Here is an 18460-nt window from a genome sequence, read left to right on the forward strand (position 1 = left end):
TGCGTATTGTCTATGGAGTTGAATATTGGCGCAAGTGTTGCGCGATGTAATCGGTATGGAAATAAATAATACGGGAATGTATTTAATCTTGATCAATTAGAAGCAGATTCGTTTACAGTCCTTTCAAAAAAACAGTATGCTTAAGATGCAAAATGGGAGCATACATGTATCAAGTACTGGCAAGAAAATACCGTCCACGTAATTTCAATGAGTTAGTGGGGCAAAACCATGTTTCTCGTGCTTTAACGAGCGCGTTAGAACGTGGGCGTTTGCACCATGCTTACTTGTTTACAGGGACGCGTGGGGTCGGGAAGACGACGATTGCCCGTATTTTAGCCAAGTGTTTAAATTGTGAGACTGGGGTAACCTCTACGCCATGCGAAGTTTGTGCAACGTGTAAAGCTGTCAATGAAGGTCGTTTTATTGATTTAATCGAAATCGATGCTGCATCACGCACCAAGGTTGAGGACACACGTGAACTTCTTGATAATGTTCCTTATGCTCCCACTCAAGGACGGTTTAAGGTTTATCTGATCGATGAGGTTCATATGCTTTCAACGCATTCATTTAATGCGTTGTTAAAGACATTGGAAGAACCACCTGAACATGTAAAGTTTTTATTTGCGACAACTGATCCTCAGAAATTACCGATTACCGTAATTTCTCGTTGTTTGCAGTTCACCTTGCGCCCTCTGGCTGTCGATGAAATAACCACGCATCTCACTGAGATTTTGAATAAAGAACATATTGATGCTGATCAAGATGCCATTTGGCAAATTGCTGAATCGGCACAAGGTTCTGTGCGTGATGCGCTTTCCTTAACGGATCAAGCGATTGCCTATGGTCAGGGTGCTGTTCACCACCAAGATGTTAAAGACATGCTTGGATTGATTGATCGTACGATTATTTATGATTTGATTTTGGCGATTCATCAAAACCAACAAGCCCGTGTCAGTCAGTTGCTTTTGCAATTTAGACAGCAAGCATTAGATGTGTCTTTGGTCCTAGATCAGTTGGTTTCAACATTGCATGAATTGGCTTTGTTACAGTATTTACCTGATCTTGCATTGAAATATAGTGAAGAAATTAATCAGAAAATTCTGCAACTCTCAAAATTGCTTTCAGCTCAAGATTTACAACTTTATTATCAAATTGCATGCAAGGGGCGTGCTGATTTACAACTTGCAGTAACACAAGAGCAAGGCTTTGAAATGTGCGTATTACGCTTGCTCGCATTTAGACCTTTATCTGTGGGTGAGATCACTGTTGTTGAAACAAACCCACATCATGTTGAGCCATCCCCAAAAACTGTGGTTTCGGCTGAAAAAATCTCATCAGATACTCAACAGTTGCAACAACGCACTGAAGTTGAAGAGCAACTTGTCGTTCAGCAAGAAGTCGTTAGCGTTGAACCTGAACCTGAACCTGAACCTGAACCTGAACCTGAACCTGAACCTGAACCTGAACCTGAACCTGAACCTGAACCTGAACCTGAACCTGAACCAATCGTGCAGGAAGATCCTGAGGTCATGGTTTTCGATGCAGCAGATGGACAGCTTATCGGAATAGACAGTGTCTCCGATCAACAAAATCACCAGTCTAATATTGCAGCATTTGATGATGTGCTTATTTTTCCTGTAGAGCCAAAAGCGCAGACAGATCAAATTGTAAATCAAGAGATTGAACAGAATCATTTACAGGTCGAGCCTGAGTTATTCGATGAAGTTGTTGTGGTCGAGCAAATGACGGCACAATCTGCCGAGATTTCGACTGATATTCAACAAGCTGCTGTTGAAGCAATGGATTTGATGCCACAAGACATTCTAAAACTTCATGAACAGGTGCTAGAGGGTGAGTGGAATTTGGAGAAGTGGGAGTTTTGGTTTAGAACCAGTCAGCTTTCTCCAGCCGTTCAGGAGTTAGCCCAGCATGGAGTCATGCAAGGGCAAATTAATGGTGTGTCGATTTTTCATATTCCTCAAGAATACGAGGGAATGCTATCGCAGTTACAACATGGTTTAGAGGATGCACTCAACTCGCAATGGCCAAATACCCAGTTCGATGTGCAGTATGGTGAAGTGCATTCCAATACGCCATTGGCGATACAAAACCAGCGTAAAGAAAAAGCTTTCAACCGAGCTGTGGAATTATTGCAACAAGAACCAACCATCAAAAGCTTGATTGAGACTTTTGATGCAGAACTACACAATATTCAATTGAAGTCCTGAGTGAGGACAAAGCAACGCTTTGTCCGAGCGCAAGACGAGAGCAAGGCTCGAGTGGCGGAACTAAACTTAGCTTTGTCCGAGCGCAAGACGAGAGCAAGACTCGAGTGGCGGAACTAAACTTAAAGCAACGCTTTAGTCTGTTAGTAAATATTCAGTAAGCACATCGCGCATATTTTCAGGAATTGCCGTACTCTTTCGATTCGCACGATCTACAAAGACATGAACAAAATGCCCCTGTGCGGCGGCTTGCTGTTGGCCTTGCTTAAAAATCGCCAATTCATAACGTAACGATGAATTGCCAATTTTTCCAATTGCGACACCCACTTCAATGATTTCTGGAAATGATAGTTCTTGTAAAAAACTACAGGCTGAATCAACCACCAGACCAATCACGTCGCTGTGATGAATATCAAAACCTGTTTTTTGAATCAACAATGAATTGGCTGCGGTATCAAAATAACTATAGTAGGTCACATTATTGACATGGCCATAAATATCGTTGTCTGCCCAACGGGTTTGTATATCCAAAAAGAATTTGAATTGGTCACGGTTTTTTAAAATCGGTTTACTCATGCATAAATCGCCTGATAAATCTGTAAAGCATCTTGTTCGGTCATAGCTCGTGGATTATTTTGCAATAATCGCGTTTGAAGCATGGCATCCTTCGCCAATAGTGGCAATTTTGCTTCTGCAATATCCAAGTCTTTTAATTTAAGCGTTAGACCACTTTGATCTAAATGATTTTGCATATGATCAATGAAAAGATCACATAATCCATCCGTACAGCCTGTACTGCGTGGATCGAGCAGCTGCATGAGCTCGGCGTAATAATGTTTAGCTTTTGGCACATTGAACTTCAATACTTCAACAAGCACCAAAGCATTGGTATGTCCATGTGAAAGATGGAAATGTCCACCCAGAGGATAAGCAAGAGCATGCACAGCGCCGACAGGTGCATTCGCAAAAGCTTGACCTGCCAACATTGAGCCGATCAGCATATTTTGACGAGCATCTAAATCAGCGCCATTTTTGAGCACTTTGGCTAAATTTTGATTGAGTAATTGAAGTGCATTCTTCGCCAATATATCGGCATAAAAGTTTTTTTTGATATTTGAGGTATAGGCTTCAATGGCATGTACCATCGCATCGATACCTGTTGCAGCCGTGATATGTGCAGGCAGACCTGCTGTAAATGTTGCATCTAAAATAGCAACATCAGCATAAAGGATAGGGGAAACAACCCCCATTTTGGTTGTCGCACCTGTTGTGACGATTGAAATCGGCGTGACTTCAGAGCCTGTTCCAGCAGTCGTTGGAACTAAAATAAGAGGCAAACGAGGGGCTTTGGCTTGATTTACACCATAGATTTCACTGAGGTGCTGCTGTTGCTCTGGATGTGCGAGTAAAGCAATAATTTTAGCGACATCCATTGAACTGCCGCCACCAAAACCGATAATCACATCAATCTTTTCTTTTTTCGCAAAATCAACTGCTTCTAATACGATATGTTCTGGTGGATCAGCTTGAATATCGGAGTAAATAATATGGTCGAGGGAGATTTGATTGAATATTTGTATAATCGGCTGATGCAGCTGATGTTGGATCATGCCCGCATCTGTTACTAAAAGCGCTTTGTGATAATGGTGTTGTGCTAAAACCTGTTTAAGTTCTTGTATCGAACCTAGTCCCGCAATAATGTTCGGAACGGTTTGAAATTGAAATGGATTCATAGATACATCCTTATACTTGAACTTTATTTGCATTTTATAAATCAATTACGCGCTAAGCTAAAATATTCTCTCTCATAATCATAGATGAAATGTTAATAAACCCTAATAAATACAACATTTTTATATCAAGTGACTATAGGTTTCATTGCTCAAATAAATTAACATAAGACGCTGTCAAAAAGTGTAGCGTTGAGGTGATTATGCCATCGAAAATGCCCTATAAGGTGTTATGTGTCTGTTTGGGAAATATTTGTCGCTCACCCACAGCAGAAGCGATTCTCAGACATTATTGTGATGTGCATGCTTTAGACGTATTGGTCGATTCAGCTGGAACAAGTAACTACCATCCGAACAAAGCACCAGATACACGGAGCCAGCATCACGCCAAGCTGCGCGGCTATGATCTCTCTACGCAAAGAGCAAGACAATTGCGATTAGAAGATTTCATTGAGTTTGATCTTATTTTAGCAATGGATCATGAAAACTTTGAAGATATTCAATCACTCATGGCTAAAGCCGTTCACCAATTTGGGGCTGATCAAATCCGTGCAAAAATAGCATTGATGAGTGAACACGATCCGTTATTTACTCAACAAGCCGTTCCTGACCCGTATTATGGTGGGGCGGATGGCTTTGATCGAGTGCTTGATCAATGTGAGTCGAGTAGTCAAGCATGGGTGAATATTTTTAAACAGCAAATCAAAGCAGGGTAATAGGATCTCATTCGACATGAATGTACAACAGCAAGTTCAGCTTAAACATTTAAATACCTTAAACCTGAATGCGATCGCTTCACACTATGTTCAAATTCATCAGCCGCATGATGTTATAGAGGCGTTAGCGTTCGCTGAACAACAAGGTTTAAACGTTTTGGTTTTGTCTGGTGGAAGTAATTTATTGCTGCCGCAACAACTTCAAGCGTTGGTGGTGCACTTAAATATTCAAGGCATTGATCTGCTTGCTGAAGATGAAAATACAGTGACTGTGAAGGTTGGCGCAGGTCAAGTATGGCATGATTTTGTTTTATATAGCACACAGCAAAACTGGTTTGGTTTACAAAATTTAGCTTTGATTCCGGGTTTAGTGGGCGCTTCACCTGTACAAAATATTGGTGCTTATGGTGTTGAGGTCGGTGAATTTATTGAATCTGTACAAGTCTATGATCGTGAATTAAAGCAGTTCGATTCAATTTTAGCCCAAGATTGTCATTTTGCTTATCGGCATAGTATTTTCAAAGATCAACCGAATCGCTACATTATTGTCAGTGTTACTTTTAAATTATTGAAGCATGCTGATTTAAAGCTAAATTACGGTGATCTCAAACAAGCGGTAGCAGATCAGTTGACGGCGGAAAATCTGCAAAATCAGGTGATTCATATACGTCAAAGTAAATTGCCCGATCCGAAAGCATTTCCAAACGTGGGAAGTTTTTTTAAAAATCCCATTCTTTCACAAACTGAATTTGACAAAATTGCTCAACAATTTCCAAACATTCCTCATTATCCACAAGCAAATAGCAATGTTAAAGTGGCAGCAGGTTGGTTGATTGATCAAAGTGGTTGGAAAGGCAAGCAATTGGGTTCAGTTGGTATGTTCCATAAGCAGGCATTGGTACTGGTGAATTATGCTGAGGCGACTTTAGCCGATGTTAAAAATACCTACCATGCTGTACAAAGTGATGTAAAACAAAAGTTTAGTATTCAATTGGAACCTGAGCCTGTGTTATATAGTGAACAAGGTTTAATCCAAGCCCATAATGCATGAGGAGATCTATGGCTAAAGTACATTGGATGGTCAGTTTGGTACGCGTAATAACAATACTATTCGTGCTATTGGGCTGTTTTGTACTTTTTTTATATTCGCCATTTTACTCTCAACTGATGGTGAAGGGGTTAAATCACTTTGTTTCAGTGGATGTCAATGAAGTTGCGGCTCAAAGCCAAAAATCCGCTGCTTTGAGTGAACATGAAAACTTGGAACCGGGTTCCAACTTGTGGATCGCTCGACAAGCATATCTCAAATTAATCGAAAAGCGTTTTCAACCTGAAAGTTCTGAAGACTTAAAGCTCATTCAGGCGCGGTATAAATTGCTACAACAACTTATTGTTGATGAACAAGAAAAAGAAAGCGAACAGGAAAAAAAGCCAATTATTCCGTTAAGCAATGAGCAAATAGAACAAGCGCAAGAGCGTGTCGCTGCTGCGAGTACACCTATTGATTTTTTACAATTCAATACACCTGATAATTTGGTGTTAATGGAAAAGTATGTCGTTTTTTTAGAAACATATCCGATTGAGTTGCCGATCGTTCAGGAGCAAGAAGGGCCGAGCAAAGAAGATTTACTTGAGCTTGAAAAGAATAAAGACAGCATTGTTGAAGCTAAAAACAGCACTGAACCTTATGCGATTGTGGTATTGGGTGGTGGGTTGACGCTTGGTGCAAATGGCAAAGACATTGTGGTAAATAATTACACACGCTTGCGCTTGGAGCGAACATTGCAAGTTGAGAAGCAGTACGATTTGCCTATTGTGCTGAGTGGAGTAGAAGCACCATATATGCAAGCTTGGCTAGAAGAACGAGGTCTTGAAGCGAAACTACTTGAAAATAGAAGTATGAATACCTGTGAAAACTCTCGCTTCAGTTCGCTTTTACTGCAAAAGAAAGGTGGCGCACCCAAAGTCATCTTGATTACTGATGAGTATCATATGCCTCGTACACGACGGTTATTCGCTTTGAATGGCATAGAGACTGTTCCTGTCGTTGCACCAATGCCAACTAGCTTAACGCGCTGGCGCCCAAGTGAAAAAAACTATGATCATAGTCGCCGTGCAAATTATGAAATGCTTGCCACGATTCGTGATGTGCTATTTGGTTCAAGTGATTGTCGGGAGATACCATAATGTCCAATATTCCATTTTTAAATCCGACAATTTTAAAACAACTTGATTTACCTATTCCAAATCGTGAAACCACGCCTCAAATCCTTGAAGCTTTAGATCTGAATCAACCTTTTGAAGCACCTAAAGCATTACTTGCCTACCAGAAGTTGTATGGATTGGACTCGCTGGAGTGTGATCAGTGGCAAGGTTATGTCGAAATGCCATTGTTCCGTGTTCATGTACAAGTTTTTCAACCGAAACAATCCAAGATACAAGGTACTGTTTGCTTGTTGCATGGGTACTTAGAGCATAGTGGGATTTATCAGCCGATCATTAAAGAGATATTGGATCAAGGCTTTAGTGTTGTTACTTACGATTTACCGGGACATGGTTTGAGTGATGGTTCAGCGGCAAGTATTCAAAACTTTGACCATTACCAACAGGTATTACATGCTGTTTATGATGCGGTTCGTGACGCGAAACAATTACCAAAACCATGGTTAGGAATAGGGCAAAGTACCGGTGGTGCGATTTGGATGCATCATTTGCTGGCGTATGCTGAGCGTCGGGAAGATCCGATCGTTGATCGAGTGTTGTTGTTGTCACCATTGATTCGACCTGCGAAAACAGCGTGGTGGCATAATTCTGTCGGCCTAGGCATTATTCGCAGGATCAAAAGCCAAGTGCCACGACATTTCCGCCGTAATAATCATAACCCTGAGTTCCTTCGTTTTATTCGACTTAAAGATCCTTTACAGCCTCGTATGATGGGAATGGATTGGATACTCGCGATGTCGAAATGGATGTTGGAAATGGAACAGCGACCCGCTTGTCGTATCCCTGTTTGGTTAGCACAAGGAGCGCTCGATCAAACCGTGGATTGGCGTTATAACATTGAATATATTCGGCGTAAATTTAGATTGCAGACTTTATTGATGTTAGAAGAAGGCTCACATCAATTGATTAATGAGCGTGCCGATATTCGTGCGGCGTTGACAGGACTCATTCCAGCATTCTTACATGCCAAACCAAATCACCACTATTATTAGTGGTGATTGCTATTTAGTTTCTATTAGAACCGAGTGGCATCCGCCATTTTCCACATTCGATAGTAGAAATTCTCGTCATCATCTAAATCGCTCTGTAGCAATTCCTTTTCTTTGAGAAAGAAATGAATTTGCGCATAGTTTTTGATTTCTCGATCATTCATACGCTGTGCTAAATGATGTGCTTTGATCTCGGATGGATGACTTAAACCTGCGGCGGCTATCATTTCAGATAATGCATGTAAGGTGTTTTTGTGAAAACTAAACACGCGTTCGGACTTACTTGGCACATCAATCGCTTTTTGGCGATCTGGGTCTTGTGTGGCGACACCAACAGGGCATTGGTTGGTATGACAGCTTTGCGCTTGAATACAGCCAACAGCAAACATAAATCCACGTGCGGAGTTGACCCAATCAGCACCTAAAGCAAAAGTGCTGGCGATATCAAATGCACTGATGATCTTTCCACTTGCGCCAATTTTCACTTGGCTGCGTAAACCAGCACCGGTCAAGGTGTTGTGTACGAAGCGTAAACCTTCTCTTAATGGCGTGCCGATGTAATCACTAAACTCAATTGGCGCAGCACCTGTACCACCTTCAGAACCATCTACCACTACAAAGTCAGGTACAATCTTTGTTTCGAGCATGGCTTTTACAATACTCATAAACTGCCAAGGCTGCCCAATACACAGCTTGAAACCAACAGGTTTGCCACCAGACAGCTCTCTTAATTGCTGAATGAAATGCATCATTTCAATTGGCGTGCTAAAGCTTGGGTGTTTAGATGGAGAAACGCAGTCATGATCTCTGGAGATACCACGAATACTTGCGATTTCTTCAGTGATTTTATGTTTCGGCAAAATTCCACCATGACCCGGTTTAGCACCTTGTGAAAGCTTGACTTCAATCATTTTAATTTGTGGATTTTTAGCTTGTAAAGCAAACTTCTCAGGATCAAAAAGTCCATCAGGCGTGCGACAGCCAAAATAGCCACTGGCAATTTGCCAAACAATATCGCCGCCATTTTCTAAATGGTAAGGGCTCAAGCTGCCTTCACCAGTATCGTGATAAAAATGCCCCATTTTTGCGCCCTGATTCAATGCTCGAATGGCATTGGCACTTAGACTCCCAAAGCTCATTGCTGAGATATTCATAATCGAGGCACTATAGGGTTGCAGACATTGGGCATTACCGATCTGAACACGAAATGAGGCTGGATCAGCAGGCGGGCATGGCGCGATAGAGTGGACGATGAAGCGATAGTTCGGTTCATACACATCGATGATTGAACCAAATGGTTTATCTGCATTTTCATTTTTGGCGCGTTGATAGACTAGGCTACGTTGCATCCGCGAAAAAGGTAACGCATCTTGATCTGACTCAATAAAATATTGGCGGATTTCAGGACGTACATCTTCAAAAATAAAACGGAAATGACCTAAAATTGGATAGTTTCTTAATATGGCATGTTTCTTTTGCAGTAAATCGTATAAACCAACCAGACTGAGTATCGTTGTTACTAGCCAAAGCCCATTTAGCAGCGTGTCAGAAATAAAATAGTAAATGGTATGTGGAGTGTACGTTGCTTTGAACCAAGTAATACTTAAAGCGATAAAAATACAAAGAAACCAAACAGAATGTCTTGAAAAGAAAGTGTTGAGTAGTTTATGTCTTATCGCTTGTGCTGGACTAGCCATAGTCAAGAGATTCCTATCATTAAACAATGAAGCAACCATGCCAAGAACCAGATATAACTACAAGTAATGAATTGTTAGGTCTGAGAATGATTCTCTTAAAGCGGCTAAAATCAATTCCAATGTACATACATCAAATTTTGTATTCTTCTCAGATGGTTAGGGTCTGTTGACATTTCACAGATGCTTGCGACAGAGGGCATTTTTTTGACGGTACAAGGCATGTTTTATGAAATTTAGTCATTCTAAATGATTAAAACATAACGCTGTAACGGCTAAAAATGACCCTGTCCCGAAGGGTTATAGCTAAAACTTCCCTAAACTTCGTTATAAAACTTGACAAGGGGATCGCCATTGTCTGCGTTTCATGCCTTGTTTATGTCATTTTAGCTGATAACGCAAGGCATGGCTGAAGTGTCAACAGACCCTACTCATACACATCTTTTTATTGCTTAGTGAACTTTTAACGTGCTGACGCGCTTCGAGGTTATTTATACATTTTGCTATTCATTTAGTGGAATATTCATGTTTTATTGTATTGAGACCAAGGTCGGATTTAGATATAAATCTATCTATCGTTAAATCACGCTGATCCCGCAATATAGGGTGTTTGATTAAGCAGAATTGAGTCCGTGTAAATCGAAATAATTACACATAACATAATTAAATTATGTATTGCATAAATTTAATCTTTCTTGTAGCATTAATTTTAAGTTGGTAGCCAATGCTTAGACATGCTTTTTTAGCGTTGTATTTGGCTTACTCAAGGAAAAGAAAAGGCTTTAACACGGATGCTTTTGACCGATATATAAAAACACCGTATGCCTTTTCTGTTAACGCTTACACATGTTGTGATCTTTTGGATGATGTTAACGATGAGAGCCATTGTTTAAATCATCATTTAGAAATCGATATCATGCTGTTTAGTATTAAAAACGGATGAATTTATCTCAAAAAGGATAAGGGAAACTAGATGGACATTTTAGATAACCCATTAGAACTATGTGGATTTGCTTTTATTGAGTTTGTTTCGACGGAAAATGGATTAGATCAAATCTTTGAAACAATTGGTTTTTCAAAAGTCGCAAAACACAAGTCTAAAAAAGTTTATTTATGGCGCCAAGGTAATATCAATATCATCTTGAATTACCAACCTGAATCTTATGCTTCATTTTTCTTTAAAGAGCATGGTCCATCAGCATGTGCAATGGGCTTTAGAACCCGTGATGCTGCAAAAGCCTTTAAGAATGCTGTCGAGCTAGGTGCAGAACCGATGCATTCTCAATCAGGGCCAATGGAACTGAATATCCCAGCGATTAAAGGTATCGGTGGTATGCCGATTTTCCTCGTAGATCGTGATATTTATGAAAATGATTTCGTTTTCTTTGATGATGTTGAGCGTAATCCACGCGGTGCTGGTTTAAATGAAATTGATCATTTAACCCATAATGTCTATAAAGGACGCATGGATTACTGGGCTAATTTCTACGAAAAAATCTTTAATTTCCAAGAAATTCGCTATTTTGATATCAAAGGTGAATATACAGGTTTAACCTCTAAAGCCTTAACTGCACCTGATGGTTTGATTCGTATTCCATTAAATGAAGATTCTGACAAGGGTAATGGTCAAATTGCTGAGTTCTTAGCAGATTTCAATGGTGAAGGCATTCAACATATTGCATTCATTACCGATGATCTTATTTCGACATGGGATAAGTTGAAAGGCTTAGGGCTTAAGTTCATGACGCCACCGCCAGAAACTTATTATGAAATGTTGAAAGAGCGTTTGCCTGAACATGGTGAACCGACGGATGAATTACAAAAGCGCGGTATTTTATTAGACGGCAATACTAAGGATGGTCAGAAGAAGCTGTTATTGCAGATTTTCTCTGAAAATATGCTTGGGCCAGTTTTCTTTGAGTTCATTCAACGTAAAGATGATGATGGCTTTGGTGAAGGTAACTTCAAAGCATTATTTGAATCGATTGAACGTGATCAGATTCGTCGTGGTGTATTAGAAGCCAAATAAATATCTCGAAAAATCCATACTAAAAAGCCAAGAATCGATTCTTGGCTTTTTTGATTTTTAGGATGAAAAGATGATTTAAAAATTAACGCGTTTTAATGTACTGATTGATTGCTGCAACTTCACGTTTGAATAATTCGAGTTTTTCACTGCCTGCATGTACAGGTAGGAACATCTCACTGTCCAAAGCAACTATACAAAACTCCATGGCATGTTGCGCATTAAATATTGGTAAACCAACCGCATTAATGCCCACCAGCAGATCACCTTGTGCGATCGCCATGCCATGCTGTAGCGTAGTTTCTTTGAGTGCTAAGAATTCATCCCAGTTTGATGGTTTAATTGGATAGTGGTTTTGTGCCGCTTTTTCCCATTCGGTATACATCAACGGCTGAATCACAGCTTCAGGCAAATAAGATGCAAAAATACGACCTGCCGCAGAGTTGACCAAAGGCATGGTTGAGCCGACTTTGGTCACAATTGAAATCGGGTGGTTTGATTCAATCGATTGTACGACTAACGGACCTTTAGGTGACCATTTACTGATCTGAATACCGCAGCCAATTTTACTTTGTAGATCGTAGATTAGATGCTGAACCAGTTGTAAGACATCAGTATGTTGAATACAGTTAAGCCCCAAACGCCAAGCTTGATCGCCCAAGGCATATTGACCACCTTCCAGTTGTTTCGCGTAATTCATACGAATCAGGCTGACCAAATAGCGATGTACTTTGGCTGGATGCATATCAAGTTGGCTGGACAGCTCTTTTAAAATAATCGGCTTATTGTGTTCCAAAAGGGCATTGAGAACGGATAATCCCACCTCAAGTGATTGAACCCCACCAGATAACTTTTCTTCAATCATTCAATAACCCTTCATCTACATTTCATCTAGCAGTATTGGTTTGATCTTGGTATTCGATTTTACGAGTTCTGCACATAATGCCTGAGCATCCCGCAAAATAGAAATCATCTTTTTAAATGACTTAAATAGGTGAATCGTATAAGCATACATTTGTTTTCGCATGGAATTGCATTTCGTTTGTATCACAGCAAAATATGCCTCTCATTTAGCAATTTACCTATGTTCAGGCAATAAAAAATCGGCATTGAAGTCAATATATCTTCAATGCCGATCCCCACATTGTTTATGCTATGCGTCTATGCTGAAAACGTGCCTTTTTACTGGCATTATCTTTCTGCATCACATTTGCATAGCGCATATCTAAGCACCTAACTCATCTTCATGTAAGAAATGGGTATGGTGCGGGGCGCGTTTAGTACGGCTCCACTCGTCGAGCATTTCTGACTTCATTTCTTCGGTAATACGCGCAATTTTGGCATCGGCATGTATATCGTTATAAGTGAGTTCTAGCCGATGACCATTTGGATCAAAGAAATAAATTGAATGGAAAATACCGTGATTGGTAACACCTAGTACTTTCACATCATGGGCTTCAAGATGTGCTTTTGCATCTAATAGGGTGGCGTGATCTTCAACCTCAAAAGCGATATGTTGCACCCACTGTGGTGTATTCTCATCGCGGCCCATTTCAGGCTGCGTTGGCAGTTCAAAAAATGCCAAGACATTGCCTTGACCTGCATCGAGGAATAAATGCATATAAGGATCAAAGGCTTTAGTCGAAGGGACGTGATCTTCTGCAAAAGCTAAAATGAAGTCCATATTCAGCATGGTTTTATACCATTCCACGGTTTCTTTCGCATCTCGACAACGGTAGGCGACGTGGTGAATTTTTTTAATTGCAAAGCTCATCATAAAACTCCTTTTATCTTTATTCCCAATCTGGTTGTTGTTCTGGGGCTGCGTGCAAGAATGCAGGAAGCGTTAAACAGTGTTGATAAATGGATTCAATCTTTGGAAACGCAGTTAAATCAATTTTGAATCGTTTTGCGTTATAGACTTGAGGAATCAAACAACAGTCAGCAAATGTGGCTTGTGTACCAAAGCAAACCTGCCCATTTGAATCCTGAAGCTGTGCTTCTAAACTCTGAAAGCCGAGCAACATCCAATGCTGATACCAGTTACTTTTTTGCTGATCGCTTAGCGAAAGATCCTGTTGTAGATACTTCAACACTCTTAAATTATTGAGCGGATGAATATCACAGGCGATAGCTTGGGAAAAGGCTCGAACTTTAGCTCGTTCAGCAATATTCTTTGGTAATAAAGCGACCTCAGGATAAGCTTCTTCCAAATATTCCAAAATGCTGATGGATTGCAACAAGGTCTGATCCGCATCAACTAGCGTCGGTACCAATTGGCTTGGATTCAGTGCTTGATAATCTGCCTGCTGCTGTTCATTTTTTACTAAATGAATCGGCTGAGTTTCATAGGCAAGCTGTTTTATATTCAACGCAATCCGTACGCGATATGCAGCGGAACTACGGAAATAGCTATACAGTTTCATAGCTCTCTTCCTCAGTTCGATTAAATTCAAACTTATGTGCTGCAAGGATGGTATTTTCGACTTGACCAAAACCGACCCGAATCCCATCTTTCTCACAATAACCTTTCATCACAACACGGTCGCCGTCTTCTAAGAAACCACGTGTTTCACCATTTGAAAGGGTTAATGGTTTGGTAGTATTCCACGTTAATTCAAGTAAGCTACCGTACGAGTCTTCGGTTGGTCCTGAAATGGTACCTGAGCCCATCAGATCACCAACTTGCACATTACAACCTGCGATGGTGTGATGTGTCAGTTGTTGTGCCATCGACCAATACATATATTTAAAATTGGTTTGGCAGATCACTTCTGATTTTTGCGATTGTGGCGTTTGTACTTCGACACTGAGATGAATGTCGTAGCTATTGGCGATATTTTCTTGTAAATAACGGAGTGGTTGTGGTTGCTGCGTCGGACCTTTGACTTTGAATAGTTCCAGTGCTTCCATCGTTACCACCCATGGAGAAATAGCACTAGCAAAAGTTTTGGCATTGAATGGTCCTAACGGTACGTATTCCCACTGTTGGATATCACGTGCTGACCAGTCATTGAGTAAAACCATACCAAAAATATGATCTGATGCATCTTCTATCGAGATAGGCTGACCAAGCTTAGTCGCTTTGCCCACGATAAATGCAGTTTCCAATTCAAAATCGAGTTTGCGTGTTGCTGAGAAAATTGGACGTTCGCTATTTGGTAGTTTGATTTGTCCTGATGGACGAACAATATCTGTACCACTAACGATGACTGAGCTCGCTCGTCCATTGTATCCAACTGGAAGTTCGCTCCAGTTAGGCAGAAGGGCATTTTTAGGATCTCTAAACATGGTACCGACATTGGTGGCATGTTCTTTAGATGAATAGAAATCGGTATAGCCAGGTACATGAATGGGTAAGTGTAAAGTTACCGTATTTTGTTGCAATAATACCAGTTTACGTAGTTCGGCATTATCACGTAGTGTTGGGTTGTCTATAGACAATAAGTTCTGCAGGGTTTGACGCACTTTTTGCCAGTTTTGTTTCCCAGACTCAATAAATGTATTCAATGTCGGCTGATTGAAATAGTTTTGATTTCCATCCAGTTGCAACAAGCCGTGTGTTTCTAATACCGCAAGATCAATCACCCAGTCTCCAATGGCAACACCGACGCGTTTATTAGCTTGAGCTATTTCACTAAAAATGCCATACGGCAAATTATGCATTGTGAAATCTGATTGAGGGTCAATCTCAAGAAAAGAAGTTAAATGCTGTGTCATGATTTTGCTTTCCTTGTCTTAATTTTTTCAGGGTTTACCTTTAAGCTTCTCACTTTATTGATCAATTGTTTGAAATATATAGATATATTGAAAATATTATAAGTTTCTTTCAGCTTGATCTCGCAAGAGGAGTGAACGTTATGATTTCTATCATACTGAAAATAATTAATTACGCAATACATAATTTAATTACATATAACATAATTATTGTTATTTGTTGAATTTTCTGCTTATATGCGCGGTTACGAGAAAAGTAAATTAATTATTTTTCGATCAACTATAGGCATTTTGGATTAATTTATGATATACGTAATTTAATACAAGAAAATTACGTGACAAGGATGAGAATAATCATATGTCAAAACAATCGCAAGGAAACCTGAAACATGGTTTGAGCAATCGGCACATCCAGCTTATCGCGCTAGGTGGTGCGATTGGTACAGGACTGTTTCTTGGTATTTCACAATCTATTAAGCTGGCAGGTCCGTCAGTGATTTTAGGTTATGCAATCGCAGGCTTAATTGCATTTCTAATGATGCGACAGTTAGGTGAAATGGTGGTTCAAGAGCCAGTTAGTGGCTCATTTAGTCATTTTGCGAATAAATACTGGGGTTCGTTTGCAGGTTTCATGTCTGGCTGGAATTATTGGGTACTCAATATTCTCGTCTGTATGGCTGAGCTGACGGCAATTGGACTCTATATTCAATATTGGTGGCCTGAAATCCCAACTTGGGCATCGGCATTGGCCTTTTTCCTCTTAATCAACGGCATTAACTTATTGCATGTGAAGCTGTTTGGAGAGATGGAATTCTGGTTCTCTATCGTCAAAATTTTAGCCATCTTAGCCATGATTGGCTTTGGTTCTTATTTGCTTGCAACTGGTACGGCAGGTCCACAGGCTGGTATTAGCAACCTTTGGGCGTTGGGTGGTTTCTTTCCATTTGGTATTGAAGGCTTAGTCATGGCAATGGCTGTGATTATCTTTGCATTTGGTGGGATCGAATTGTTTGGTATCACGGCAGCTGAAGCACGTGATCCTGATAAAACCTTACCTAAGGCTGTAAATCAAATTATTTACCGTATTTTGATTTTCTATATCGCAACGCTGTTCATCTTGTTTGCATTATTCCCTTGGAATCAAATGATCGAGGGTGGCAGTCCATTTGTGATGGTATTTGCGTCTTTAGATAGTCACGGTGTGGCAACCATGTTGAACTTTGTCATTTTGACAGCCGCAGTTTCTGTTTATAACGGCACAAGCTATTGCAGCAGTCGTATGTTGCTCGGTTTGGCAGAGCAGGGCAATGCACCAAAATTTTTAAAGCATATCAATAAACGTGGTATCCCAACCAATGCGGTTCTGGTATCTGCTTTCGTGACGGTATTGTGTGTATTGATCAACTATCTATTTCCAGAAAAAGCCTTTGCTTTGTTGATGATGTTGGTGGTTGCAGCGATTGTGATTAACTGGATCGTGATCTCATGGACACATCTTAAGTTCCGCAAAGCGATGCAAATACAAGGGCAGAGCACCAAGTTTCCAAGTATTGCTTATCCATTTAGTAATTATCTTTGTATCGTATTTATGCTGGGTATTCTTGTGGTGATGTCACTTTCACCCGATATGCGTATTGCGGTGATGATGATTCCTGCGTGGATCCTCTGCTTAATGTTGACCTATGTCTTTAAGCTGAGAAAATTGAAAAACGCACAATCGAGTATGGCTTTAGGAACTGATGTCTAAAGACTATTTCTGAGTTTTTATATCAATAGGGTTGAATTCGTTTTCAGCCCTATTTTTTTGTAATGTCTAAAATGTGGCTACCAATGTTCATAACAACAAATCGTCCATGCTTTGGTTGAAGTATTATTGTTTTATCTAAGCTAGAATTGTTGGTTCATCAATCTAAAATAAGTTTGCATTTTTGGCTTGATATCACGTTGTTCATTAAAAGGCTTTTGAATTGTTTCAATCTTTAAGTATTCAAACTCGATTGGGTGGTTTCTACCTATTTTATTATGCAATCGTTGGAACATTCATGCCTTATTGGAACCTGTATCTGCAAGATCAGGGCTTCAATTATCAAGAAATCGGTATTCTATCTTCAATCGCAATCATTACTCGTTTTTTTGCGCCGCTGATTTGGGGTTGGATTGCGGATAAATCAGGTAAACGAATGCTGCTGGTGCGCATTGCCACATGGATGGAAGCCTGTATTTGGTTTGCTATTTTTGTGATTCCAAATAGTTTTCAATCTGTGGCATTGCTGATGTTGATCTTCAGTTTTTTTCAAAATGCGATCTTGGCGCAGTTTGAAGGTGTGACACTTTTTTGGTTAGGTGAAAAACGCGCTGAACTATATGGAAAAGTGCGAAAGTGGGGTTCGGTCGGTTTTATTGTTGGGGTGTTCGCTATTGGAGCATTATTAGAAATCATCCCCATCTCAATGCTACCTATCTTACTTTTAGCGATTTCATTTTTAGCTTTTTTATGGTCATTCAGCATTAAAGAACCTGAGCACGCACCAAGTTCTCAGAAAAAATTAGAACCTTTATGGCCAGTTTTAAAAAAACCACTGGTTGCAGCATTCTTTACGATCGAGTTTATTCTATTATTTTCACTTGCACCATTTTATAGTTTCTATAGCAACTTTCTCAAAGAAATCGGGTTTAGCACAACACAGATAGGCAGCCTTTGGGCAATGGGTGTTATCGCTGAAATTGTGATGTTTGCGGTGGCACAAAGACTGTTTTTCACCCGTTTTTCATGGAGGAACTTGGTGGTTATTTGTCTTTTATTTACCAGTCTTCGCTGGTTTCTCGTGGGAATATTAGATACTAATTTCATCGGGCAACTTTTAGCACAATGTTTGCATGCCTTTAGTTTTGGACTATTTCATTTGATTGCGATGAAAGTGATTTTCCAAAACTTTTCAGCAGAGCAACAGGGTCGAGGTCAAGCGTTGTACAGCACCATGTGGGGGCTGGGCGTTGCTTCAGGAAGTTTGTTGGCAGGGTACTATTGGCAGATTCTTTCGGGTCCGACCATTTTCTTCTGTGCAAGTGCAGTTGTATTAGTTGGTTTAGGTCTGGTGATGTGGCTGCCGAATCAGGTAGAAACGGCAGCGAAAAGTTAG

15 protein-coding genes are annotated in these 18460 nt (G+C 40.2%); 8 read left to right on the forward strand and 7 right to left on the reverse strand.

Features of this window, described 5'->3' with window-relative positions; all coding sequences use genetic code 11:
- Positions 1 to 164 precede the first annotated feature (164 nt).
- Complete coding sequence (gene dnaX, locus MMO38_RS01960) at positions 165 to 2228, forward strand: DNA polymerase III subunit gamma/tau (RefSeq protein ID WP_241322335.1); 2064 nt, start codon at positions 165 to 167, stop codon at positions 2226 to 2228.
- A 132-nt stretch (positions 2229 to 2360) separates the two neighbouring features.
- Here the strand turns inward: dnaX and MMO38_RS01965 are convergent, their stop codons facing one another.
- Together MMO38_RS01965 and MMO38_RS01970 are read right to left on the reverse strand one after the other, a co-directional pair.
- Positions 2361 to 2801 (reverse strand): thioesterase family protein, encoded by a 441-nt coding sequence (locus tag MMO38_RS01965; protein WP_241322336.1) that lies wholly within the window; start codon positions 2799 to 2801, stop codon positions 2361 to 2363.
- The gene (locus tag MMO38_RS01970) at positions 2798 to 3958 is read right to left on the reverse strand and encodes an iron-containing alcohol dehydrogenase (protein WP_241322338.1); all 1161 of its coding nucleotides are present in this window, start codon (positions 3956 to 3958) and stop codon (positions 2798 to 2800) included. The genes MMO38_RS01965 and MMO38_RS01970 overlap by 4 nt, the downstream gene beginning before the upstream one ends.
- 200 nt (positions 3959 to 4158) lie before the next feature.
- Between MMO38_RS01970 and MMO38_RS01975 the strand changes: the two genes are divergently transcribed.
- Genes MMO38_RS01975 through MMO38_RS01990 form a run of 4 tightly spaced genes read left to right on the forward strand, consistent with a single transcriptional unit; the run spans position 4159 to position 7886 of the window.
- Positions 4159 to 4671, forward strand: coding sequence for a low molecular weight phosphotyrosine protein phosphatase (locus MMO38_RS01975; protein ID WP_241322340.1), 513 nt, complete (start codon positions 4159 to 4161; stop codon positions 4669 to 4671).
- A 4-nt stretch (positions 4672 to 4675) separates the two neighbouring features.
- Positions 4676 to 5722, forward strand: a complete 1047-nt coding sequence (gene murB, locus MMO38_RS01980) for a UDP-N-acetylmuramate dehydrogenase (RefSeq protein WP_347005727.1) — start codon at positions 4676 to 4678, stop codon at positions 5720 to 5722.
- Between the two features lie 8 nt (positions 5723 to 5730).
- Positions 5731 to 6858 carry a YdcF family protein gene (locus MMO38_RS01985; RefSeq protein ID WP_241322344.1) on the forward strand — a complete coding sequence of 376 codons (1128 nt, stop codon included), beginning with the start codon at positions 5731 to 5733 and terminating at the stop codon, positions 6856 to 6858.
- Complete coding sequence (locus MMO38_RS01990; protein ID WP_004670867.1) at positions 6858 to 7886, forward strand: alpha/beta hydrolase; 1029 nt, start codon at positions 6858 to 6860, stop codon at positions 7884 to 7886. Before MMO38_RS01985 ends, MMO38_RS01990 begins: the two co-directional genes overlap by 1 nt.
- A 23-nt stretch (positions 7887 to 7909) precedes the next feature.
- Here MMO38_RS01990 and MMO38_RS01995 read toward each other — a convergent pair whose 3' ends face one another.
- Entirely contained in the window at positions 7910 to 9580 is a 1671-nt protein-coding gene (locus MMO38_RS01995; RefSeq protein ID WP_005196745.1) for an FMN-binding glutamate synthase family protein, read from the reverse strand.
- Positions 9581 to 10550: 970 nt separating this feature from the next.
- Here MMO38_RS01995 and hppD point away from each other — a divergent pair.
- Positions 10551 to 11606, forward strand: a complete 1056-nt coding sequence (hppD, locus tag MMO38_RS02000; RefSeq protein WP_004670871.1) for a 4-hydroxyphenylpyruvate dioxygenase — start codon at positions 10551 to 10553, stop codon at positions 11604 to 11606.
- Positions 11607 to 11688: 82 nt separating this feature from the next.
- On the opposite strand, the gene MMO38_RS02005 is transcribed toward hppD, so the two are convergent.
- The 4 genes from MMO38_RS02005 to fahA all read right to left on the reverse strand — a co-directional run bounded on the left by MMO38_RS02005 (position 11689) and on the right by fahA (position 15323).
- Positions 11689 to 12468, reverse strand: coding sequence for an IclR family transcriptional regulator (locus tag MMO38_RS02005; RefSeq protein WP_004670873.1), 780 nt, complete (start codon positions 12466 to 12468; stop codon positions 11689 to 11691).
- Between the two features lie 360 nt (positions 12469 to 12828).
- Positions 12829 to 13377, reverse strand: coding sequence for a VOC family protein (locus tag MMO38_RS02010; protein WP_004670876.1), 549 nt, complete (start codon positions 13375 to 13377; stop codon positions 12829 to 12831).
- A gap of 19 nt (positions 13378 to 13396) precedes the next feature.
- Positions 13397 to 14029 (reverse strand): maleylacetoacetate isomerase, encoded by a 633-nt coding sequence (gene maiA, locus MMO38_RS02015; protein ID WP_004670877.1) that lies wholly within the window; start codon positions 14027 to 14029, stop codon positions 13397 to 13399.
- Positions 14016 to 15323 (reverse strand): fumarylacetoacetase, encoded by a 1308-nt coding sequence (gene fahA, locus MMO38_RS02020; RefSeq protein ID WP_004670879.1) that lies wholly within the window; start codon positions 15321 to 15323, stop codon positions 14016 to 14018. Before fahA ends, maiA begins: the two co-directional genes overlap by 14 nt.
- Positions 15324 to 15678: 355 nt before the next feature.
- Between fahA and MMO38_RS02025 the strand changes: the two genes are divergently transcribed.
- Together MMO38_RS02025 and MMO38_RS02030 are read left to right on the forward strand one after the other, a co-directional pair.
- Positions 15679 to 17067 carry an amino acid permease gene (locus MMO38_RS02025; protein WP_004670881.1) on the forward strand — a complete coding sequence of 463 codons (1389 nt, stop codon included), beginning with the start codon at positions 15679 to 15681 and terminating at the stop codon, positions 17065 to 17067.
- A gap of 220 nt (positions 17068 to 17287) precedes the next feature.
- Positions 17288 to 18460 carry an MFS transporter gene (locus MMO38_RS02030; RefSeq protein ID WP_212749351.1) on the forward strand — a complete coding sequence of 391 codons (1173 nt, stop codon included), beginning with the start codon at positions 17288 to 17290 and terminating at the stop codon, positions 18458 to 18460.

Source organism: Acinetobacter sp. NIPH 1852, from assembly GCF_022549455.1.
In the GTDB taxonomy this organism is placed as follows: domain Bacteria; phylum Pseudomonadota; class Gammaproteobacteria; order Pseudomonadales; family Moraxellaceae; genus Acinetobacter.

What these genes read in the sequence shown, in the direction of transcription:
- hppD (WP_004670871.1), top strand. Translation starts at nt 10,551, where the DNA reads ATGGACATTTTAGATAACCCATTAGAACTATGTGGATTTGCTTTTATT.
- fahA (WP_004670879.1), bottom strand. Translation starts at nt 15,323, where the DNA reads ATGACACAGCATTTAACTTCTTTTCTTGAGATTGACCCTCAATCAGAT.
- MMO38_RS01995 (WP_005196745.1), bottom strand. Translation starts at nt 9,580, where the DNA reads ATGGCTAGTCCAGCACAAGCGATAAGACATAAACTACTCAACACTTTC.
- maiA (WP_004670877.1), bottom strand. Translation starts at nt 14,029, where the DNA reads ATGAAACTGTATAGCTATTTCCGTAGTTCCGCTGCATATCGCGTACGG.
- dnaX (WP_241322335.1), top strand. Translation starts at nt 165, where the DNA reads ATGTATCAAGTACTGGCAAGAAAATACCGTCCACGTAATTTCAATGAG.
- MMO38_RS02025 (WP_004670881.1), top strand. Translation starts at nt 15,679, where the DNA reads ATGTCAAAACAATCGCAAGGAAACCTGAAACATGGTTTGAGCAATCGG.
- MMO38_RS02010 (WP_004670876.1), bottom strand. Translation starts at nt 13,377, where the DNA reads ATGAGCTTTGCAATTAAAAAAATTCACCACGTCGCCTACCGTTGTCGA.
- MMO38_RS02005 (WP_004670873.1), bottom strand. Translation starts at nt 12,468, where the DNA reads ATGATTGAAGAAAAGTTATCTGGTGGGGTTCAATCACTTGAGGTGGGA.
- MMO38_RS01975 (WP_241322340.1), top strand. Translation starts at nt 4,159, where the DNA reads ATGCCATCGAAAATGCCCTATAAGGTGTTATGTGTCTGTTTGGGAAAT.
- MMO38_RS01970 (WP_241322338.1), bottom strand. Translation starts at nt 3,958, where the DNA reads ATGAATCCATTTCAATTTCAAACCGTTCCGAACATTATTGCGGGACTA.
- MMO38_RS01990 (WP_004670867.1), top strand. Translation starts at nt 6,858, where the DNA reads ATGTCCAATATTCCATTTTTAAATCCGACAATTTTAAAACAACTTGAT.
- MMO38_RS01965 (WP_241322336.1), bottom strand. Translation starts at nt 2,801, where the DNA reads ATGAGTAAACCGATTTTAAAAAACCGTGACCAATTCAAATTCTTTTTG.
- MMO38_RS01985 (WP_241322344.1), top strand. Translation starts at nt 5,731, where the DNA reads ATGGCTAAAGTACATTGGATGGTCAGTTTGGTACGCGTAATAACAATA.